This window comes from Rhizobacter sp. (assembly GCA_021153565.1).
GTDB lineage: Bacteria > Pseudomonadota > Gammaproteobacteria > Burkholderiales > Burkholderiaceae_C > Albitalea.
In genome coordinates this window covers 1-7,430 of the sequence record JAJKJU010000309.1, presented here as the reverse complement: position 1 = coordinate 7,430, position 7,430 = coordinate 1, and the positions used below count along the sequence as shown (strand labels likewise).

The 7,430-nt window shown below is 61.6% G+C and carries 5 protein-coding genes; 4 read left to right on the top strand and 1 reads right to left on the bottom strand.

The features are described from left to right. Positions 1–441 precede the first annotated feature (441 nt). On the top strand, positions 442–1,227 hold the full coding sequence (locus AC30NL_RS19445) for an FRG domain-containing protein (protein WP_489465635.1): 786 nt from the start codon (positions 442–444) through the stop codon (positions 1,225–1,227). Positions 1,228–1,278: 51 nt separating this feature from the next. Here the strand turns inward: AC30NL_RS19445 and AC30NL_RS19440 are convergent, their stop codons facing one another. Next, complete coding sequence (locus AC30NL_RS19440) at positions 1,279–2,064, bottom strand: sulfite exporter TauE/SafE family protein (RefSeq protein WP_489465637.1); 786 nt, start codon at positions 2,062–2,064, stop codon at positions 1,279–1,281. A 302-nt stretch (positions 2,065–2,366) separates the two neighbouring features. Here AC30NL_RS19440 and map point away from each other — a divergent pair, with 302 nt between their 5' ends. The 3 genes from map (at position 2,367) to mnmH (ending at position 7,282) form a co-directional block, all read left to right on the top strand. Beyond that, positions 2,367–3,194: a type I methionyl aminopeptidase gene (map, locus tag AC30NL_RS19435; protein WP_489465634.1), complete on the top strand. Its 828-nt coding sequence runs from the start codon at positions 2,367–2,369 to the stop codon at positions 3,192–3,194. Between the two features lie 251 nt (positions 3,195–3,445). Next, on the top strand, positions 3,446–6,064 hold the full coding sequence (locus tag AC30NL_RS19430; RefSeq protein WP_489465636.1) for a [protein-PII] uridylyltransferase: 2,619 nt from the start codon (positions 3,446–3,448) through the stop codon (positions 6,062–6,064). Between the two features lie 159 nt (positions 6,065–6,223). Beyond that, on the top strand, positions 6,224–7,282 hold the full coding sequence (mnmH, locus tag AC30NL_RS19425; RefSeq protein ID WP_489465633.1) for a tRNA 2-selenouridine(34) synthase MnmH: 1,059 nt from the start codon (positions 6,224–6,226) through the stop codon (positions 7,280–7,282). The last annotated feature ends 148 nt before the right edge of the window (positions 7,283–7,430 follow it).

Here is a 7,430-nt window from a genome sequence, read left to right as displayed (position 1 = left end):
GGGGCGAGGGAGCAATACAGGCCAGCTCGCTGTGGCCCGCTTCGAAGTAACGCATTTCGGCTCCCTCTCCCCCGGCGGGGGGAGAGGGTTGGGGTGAGGGGGTTCCCCAAAAAACACACTCATCTCCCAGAAAAGTGTCCAGTCTGAGAGATCAAGCCGAATCAGGCAGCGTGGGAACTACGTAAGGCACGTGGAATCCGACCCAGCTCGCCTGTGTTACCCGAAAACGGCAGAAACTGAACCACGCCACACGCCACGTCCGGCAGCGCCTTCGTGTAACAACGACGGCCGCTACACCTACTTCTCAACCGGGCACCCGCTTGAAAGAACCGACAATGGACAAGGACACCTCACCCGTGGATCCATCCGGAGCGACCAGGTGCTTCCAGGGGTGTGGCTTTAAACCGGCCGATGAGCCTTCCGACAGCGAACGATACAAGCATGGATGTGATTCACATAGGAAGCTGGAACGAATTCGTGGCGTTGACATCCGTGCATAACGGCTGGGCGTTCCGAGGCCTGCAGGACGCCGACTGGAAGCTGAAGAGTTCCTTGTCGAGGTACCTGGAGAGCTTCGTACCCGACATGGGTTCATGGCGCGATCGGGAGGCGCGGGCCTTGCGGATCTTCAGGCGCAAGGCGCACAACTACATTCAAAATGCCTGCGTCCTGGCCGACAACATCCGCTGCCTCGCGTTGATGCAACATCATGGCGCGCCCACCCGTCTCCTGGATTTCACCAAGTCGCCCTTCGTCGCCGCTTTCTTCGCGCTCAATCAGGCGACTCGAGACGCCGCGATCTTCGCGCTCGACACCCCGACGCTCTGGCGGGCCGCGCCCTCGAACAATTCGACGCTGCGGCGAGAAATGATCGATCCGCGCGTCAACGACAATTTCGAGCGCTACTTCGCTGCGAATTGCAACGAGATCGTGTGGGTCGGCGAACCTGAAGAGATGGATCGGCGGCTGCTCGCGCAATCTGGGACATTCGTCATGCCCGGCGTGCTCGACAAGTCGCTCGACGAGATCATCCTTCGCTACGAGTACGGCCGCAAGCTCATCAAGAAGCTTGTGTTGCCGGTGTCCATCCGCGAAGAGGCGATGCTCTCGCTCTACCGAATGAACATTACCCATGCCACGCTGTTCCCCGATCTCGACGGCTTGTCGCGATCCATCGGGTACGAACTTGAGATCACGTGGCCAGGACACCATTCGTCAGCATCCTGAAATCACGGGATCCTGCTGAATTCCCGCGCGCCTGCATCTCCTTGTGCTCGATCAGCCTGAGAACACGGTAACCACCGTCTTAACCGACAGAGCCACCATGAAGATCCCGAAGGCCTTTCGGAGTTGCTGAGTGGGCAGCGCGGCGGCTGCCCATACGCCCAGTTTCGACGCCACGATCGAACAGCTGCTCATGACGAGCAACGCATGCAGGTCGATGTAGCCCCAGCGCCACCCGTGCGGCCATCCCGCCGTAACTCCGAACCCGATGATGGTGCCTACGGAGATGGGCAGGATGACGCCGGTCGCGGTGCCGATGGCTCGTCGCAATGGCAAGCCGACGTGGGTCAAGTAGAAGGTGACGACGGACGCGCCGCCCATGCCAGCGAGCGCATAGGCGATGCCCGAGAAAAAGCCGGCAACCAGGTGCAGGCGCAGCAAGACAGTCGAGTGGGATGAAGCCTGTTCCCGCTGGAACAGAAGCTTCAAACCGAAATAGGCGAGCATGACAGCGAGTCCGAGGGCCAGCCATATTCCCGGAATATGCGATGCCAGCACGGCGCCGCAGGTGGCGCCGATGCCCGCCGGCCAAAACAGCTTGCGCAGCCATGGGGTATCGACGTTGCCACGCCTGCGATGAGTCAGGAATGAGGACAGGCCGGTGAATGCCATGGTGGCCAGGGACGTGCCAAAGGCAAGCCGAATTCCTTCGGTCGAATTCAGCCCGGCATCCCGGTAGATATAGATGAGAATCGGAATTACCAGCGCGCCGCCGCCAATGCCGAACATCCCGGCCAGGAATCCTGCAGCAGTGCCGCCTGCGATGAGGGCGAATAGCACGTTCAATTATTTTTCCTTGAATGCCGGCCCCCCGCTTGGTCCATCAAGGACGGTCGGGGCCGGTTGGGGTCCGTTTCGCGCCGGACGTTTGACAAATGCCCGGAAAAGTCGCGTTTAGGATTTGGCCCGGAATAAGTTCCCGTTTTGGGGGCGCTGGGCGGGATGCGATGCAAGGCGCTCCGAGCGCAGTGTGGCGAGCCACACAAGTGAGGAGCAACGCCGCAGCGCGCCCGCCCAGCACCCCCAAAACGGTAAGTTGTTTCGGGCCATGTCCTCACGAGGCGAGTGAGATAATTCTTTCCATGACGATCCACATCAAGACCGCAGCCGATATTCCTGGCATGCGAATCGCCGGCCGACTGGCCTCGGAAGTTCTTGACATGCTGACCCCGCACGTCAAACCCGGCATGACAACCGACCAGCTCGATCAGTTGGCCAATCACCACATCGTGAACGTGCAAGGCGCCATTCCGGCTCCGCTGAATTACGCGCCGCCGGGCTACACGCCCTACCCCAAGTCGATCTGCACGTCCATCAATCACCAGGTCTGCCACGGCATCCCGAACGAGCGGCCGCTCAAGAGCGGCGACATCGTGAACATCGACGTTACCGTCATCAAGGACGGCTGGCATGGCGACACGAGCCGGATGTTCATCGTGGGCGAAGGGTCCATCGCCGCCAAGCGGCTGTGCCAGTTCACCTACGACGCCATGTGGAAGGGCATCGTGAAAGTCAAGCCCGGCGCGCGACTGGGCGACATTGGGCATTCAATCCAGACGTTTGCCGAGAACAACGGGTTTTCAGTCGTCCGCGAGTTCTGCGGCCATGGCATCGGCCGCAAGTTCCATGAGGAACCGCAAGTGCTGCACTACGGCCGCCCGGGCACGCTGGAAGAACTGGTGCCGGGGATGATCTTCACCATCGAGCCGATGGTGAATGCTGGCAAGCGTGAGATTCGTGAAATGACGGATGGCTGGACCATCGTCACCAAGGATCGGTCGTTGTCGGCGCAATGGGAACATACCGTGCTCGTCACCGAGACCGGCTACGAGGTCCTGACCTTGTCCGAAGGAAGTCCGCCGCCGCCATCTTTCGTGACCGGGCAGGCGACCTCGGGCGTCGCCAGCTGAGAGGCTGAGATGCCCCTCCACGTCGCTTCGCTCCTGCCCTCCCGCGGGGGCGCCACGAAGGTCCCTTTGCGACCCATGGCGGTCCTGCGGGAGTCCTGATGTCTGCCCTGCCTGAGAGGCTGAGAGTATTTCGATCATGCCCGCTCATCACGCCAAAAGACCCCTGCTCGTCGTTGCGAATGCTCGCCATAGCCCGGGCTATGGCTGTGCTTTGCGCCTAGATCAGGTGCCTTTTGACGCGCTGCTCGGACATGCTCGAAAAACTCTCAGCCTCTGACCCACGCCGTGCGGCGCCGCGCAGCGTCGGTGAGTTGCGGTCCCGCTTCCGCCAAGGCAAGGCTGCCCTGCTCGATCATTTCCGCGAGTCGCGCGCGACGTCCACGGCGGCAAGCAAGCTGGTGAAGTCGCTGGCGAAGCATGTCGACCTGACGCTTCAAGACCTCTGGGACGACGCGATGATGCCGCTTGGCGCGGCACTCATCGCCGTCGGCGGCTATGGGCGCGGCGAGCTGTTTCCGCATTCGGACGTCGACGTGCTGGTGCTCCTGCCGCCCGACGAGCAGCATGCGAACGATGCGCTGAAATCGTCGATCGAAGGCTTCATCACCGCCTGCTGGGACATTGGCCTCGAGATCGGCTCCAGCGTGCGCACGGTGGCTGAATGCATCGAGGAAAGCCATCGCGACGTGACCGTGCAGACGGCTCTGCTCGAATCGCGCTATCTCTGCGGATCGCGCCGGGTGTTCAACGAATTTCGTCGCGACAACACAGCGGCGATGGACCCCAAGGCTTTCCTGCGGGCCAAGACGCTGGAAATGCGGCAGCGGCATCAGAAGTTCGAAGACACGCCCTACTCGCTGGAGCCCAATTGCAAGGAAAGCCCAGGGGGGTTGCGCGACCTGCAGGTCGTGATCTGGGTGGCTAAGGCGGCAGGGCTTGGACGAACCTGGACCGAACTTGCGAGCAAGGGCCTCATCACCCCCTTCGAAGCCAAGCAGCTTCAACGCAACGAAGGCCTGCTGAAGCTGATCCGCGCACGCCTTCACATGGTGGCCGGACGCCGCGAAGACCGCCTCGTGTTCGATCTGCAAACCGCGGTAGCCGAGAGCTTCGGCTATTTGCCGACCAGGGGGCAGCGCGCTTCAGAAGTGTTGATGAAGCGCTACTACTGGGCGGCCAAGGCAGTCGCGCAGTTGAACCTCATCCTCATGCTCAACATCGAGGAGCGCGTGAATGGCTTGCACCACGCGCCGATGCGTCCCATCAACGAGAAGTTCCTTGAGCGCGCCGGCATGCTGGAGGTGGCGACGGACGACCTGTACGAGCGCGATCCGCATGCCATCCTCGAAACTTTTCTGACCTATCAGACCACCGTCGGCCCCAAGGGACTGTCGGCGCGGACGCTGCGTGCGCTCTACAACGCCCGCGAGTTGATGAACAGCGAATGGCGGCACGATCCGCAAAACCGCGCCACGTTCATGAAGATGCTGCAGGCGGCCGAAGGGCAGACCCACGCCTTCCGGCTGATGAACCAGACCTCGGTGCTTGGGCGCTACCTGTGGGTGTTCCGGCGCATCGTGGGGCAGATGCAGCACGATCTCTTCCACGTCTACACCGTGGACCAGCACATCCTCATGGTGTTGCGCAACGTGCGGCGCTTCCTCATCCCGGAGCATGCTCACGAATACCCGTTTTGCTCGCAGCTCGCGGCACAGTTCGACCGGCCTTATGTGCTGTACGTGGCGGCGCTGTTCCACGACGTCGCGAAAGGTCGCGGGGGCGATCACTCCGATCTCGGTGCGAAGGAAGTGCGACGCTTCTGCCGCGACCATGGGATCGACGACCCGGACGACGCCTCGCTGATCGAGTTCCTCGTCAAGGCTCACCTGACCATGTCGCGCATTGCGCAGAAAGAGGACCTGTCGGATCCGGAGGTGATCGAAGCCTTCGTGCGGCTGGTCGGCACGCAGCGGCGGCTGACCGCGCTGTACCTGCTGACGGTGGCCGACATCCGCGGCACGAGCCCCAAGGTGTGGAATGCCTGGAAGGGCAAACTGCTCGAAGACCTGTACCGCCTGGCGCTGCGGGCCTTGGGCGGGGCACGTCCCAACCTTGACGCCGAGATCGAGGCGCGCAAGAAGGAAGCACGGCACACGCTCAACCTGTATTCCTTGCTTGAGGGCACCGAAACCGTGCTGTGGAAAACGCTGGAGATCAGCTATTTCGCACGGCACGATGCGGGGGACATTGCTTGGCATGCGCGGTCGCTGTATCGCTTCGTCGACAGCACCGAACCCATCGTTCGCGCACGCCTGTCTTCGCTGGGTGAAGGCCTGCAGGTGGTCGTGTATGCGCCTGACCGGCCGGATCTCTTCGCGCGGATTTGCGGCTACTTCGACACCGCAAACTTCAACATTCTCGATGCCAAGGTGCACACGACACGGGCCGGCTATGCGCTCGATACCTTTCAGGTCATCAGCCCGACGCTGGACCAGCACTACCGTGACCTCATCTCGCTGGTGGAGACGCAACTCGCACACGCGCTCAACAACACGGGGTCTTTGCCGGAGCCGAGCCGGGGGCGCTTGTCGCGGCGGGTGAAGTCCTTCCCGATCACGCCGCGTGTCACGCTTCGACCCGATGAGCGTGCGCAGCGTTGGCTATTGGGTGTGTCAACCAGCGATCGCTCGGGCTTGCTGTATTCGATCGCTCGGGTGTTGGCCCGGCATCACATCAATCTGCAGCTTGCAAAGATCACGACGCTGGGTGAACGGGTGGAAGATACCTTCCTTATCGATGGATCAGCCTTGCAGCAAAACAGGTCACAGCTCGAGATCGAAAGTGAACTGCTCGATGCGATCACGCCGTAAGGACATGGCCCGGAATAATTTTCCGTCTTGGGGGCGCAGGGCGGGATGCGATGCAAGGCGCTCCGAGCGCCGTGTGGCGAGTCACACAAGCGAGGAGCAACGCCGCAGCGCGCCCGCCCTGCGCCCCCAAAATGGGAAATTGTTTTGGGCCATGTCCTAATGTCCCTATTCACCATTACCGCCACTGATGCGATCGCGCGGATCGACAGTTTCGACACCATCGTCGACGCGCGCTCGGAAGGCGAATACGCCGAGGACCGGATGCCTGGTGCGGTGAACTGGCCGAGCTTGACCGACGAAGAGCGCAAACTCGTGGGCACCGAGTACAAGCAGGTTTCGCCTTTCGTCGCGCAAAAGCGCGGCGCGGCGCTGGTAGCTCGCAACATAGCCCGGCACATCGAGCGAGAGGTGCTCGACAAACCCAAGGACTGGAAGCCCTTGATCTACTGCTGGCGCGGCGGAAAGCGCAGCGGATCGCTCGCGCTGGTGCTCGATCAGATCGGCTTCAAGGTGCATCTGATCGAAGGCGGCTACCGCGAGTACCGACGCGCCGTCGTCGCCGATCTGGAGCAATTGCCCTCGCGCTTCAACTATCGCGTGCTGTGCGGCAAGACAGGTTCAGGCAAGAGCCGGCTCCTCGCCGCGCTGAAGTCGCAAGGCGCGCAGGTGCTTGATCTGGAGGCCCTCGCCAACCACCGCGGCTCGGTGCTTGGCCTCGTTCAGGGCAGCGCGCAACCGTCGCAGAAGCAGCTCGATTCACGCGTATGGGAGGCGCTGCGGCATTTCGATCCGGCACGCGAGGTTTGGGTCGAGAGCGAAAGCAAGAAGGTGGGCGAATTGCGCATGCCGGAGGGCTTGGTGACGCGCATGCGCGAATCGCCTTGTCTGCGGATTGATCTGGCCCTGGAGGCGCGAGTACGGCTGCTGATGGAGGACTACGACTTCTTCGTCAAGTACGTTCCGGATTTCTGCGAACGACTGAATGCGCTTCGTGCATTGCGTGGGAACGAAGTGATCAAGGCATGGCAGGAAGCCGCGAAGGCGGGGCGTATCGAGGACGTGGTGCGTGAGTTGCTCGTAAAGCACTATGACCCGGTGTATTTGCAGTCGTCGCAGAAGAACTTTTCGGGATTCGATGGGGCACAGGTCATCGAGAGCGAAGATGGAAGCGAAGAGGCGTGGGCCGAGGTGGCAAAAGGCTTGGTAACCGGGACGTAATTCCAGACCATCCGGAGTGTCCACCGCATTGCTCCCTCTCCCTCTGGGAGCTGACCTTTACGTACGCTGGACACGCGGAAGATGGCCGTTGGAGCAAATTTTTCCCCTACGAGGTTTGAAGAAGGCGGGGTTGACGCATGACAAGTTC

Bases quoted from the DNA above. Each gene is read 5' to 3' on its own strand.
- AC30NL_RS19445 (WP_489465635.1), top strand. From the start codon at position 442: ATGGATGTGATTCACATAGGAAGCTGGAACGAATTCGTGGCGTTGACA.
- map (WP_489465634.1), top strand. From the start codon at position 2,367: ATGACGATCCACATCAAGACCGCAGCCGATATTCCTGGCATGCGAATC.
- AC30NL_RS19430 (WP_489465636.1), top strand. From the start codon at position 3,446: ATGCTCGAAAAACTCTCAGCCTCTGACCCACGCCGTGCGGCGCCGCGC.
- mnmH (WP_489465633.1), top strand. From the start codon at position 6,224: ATGTCCCTATTCACCATTACCGCCACTGATGCGATCGCGCGGATCGAC.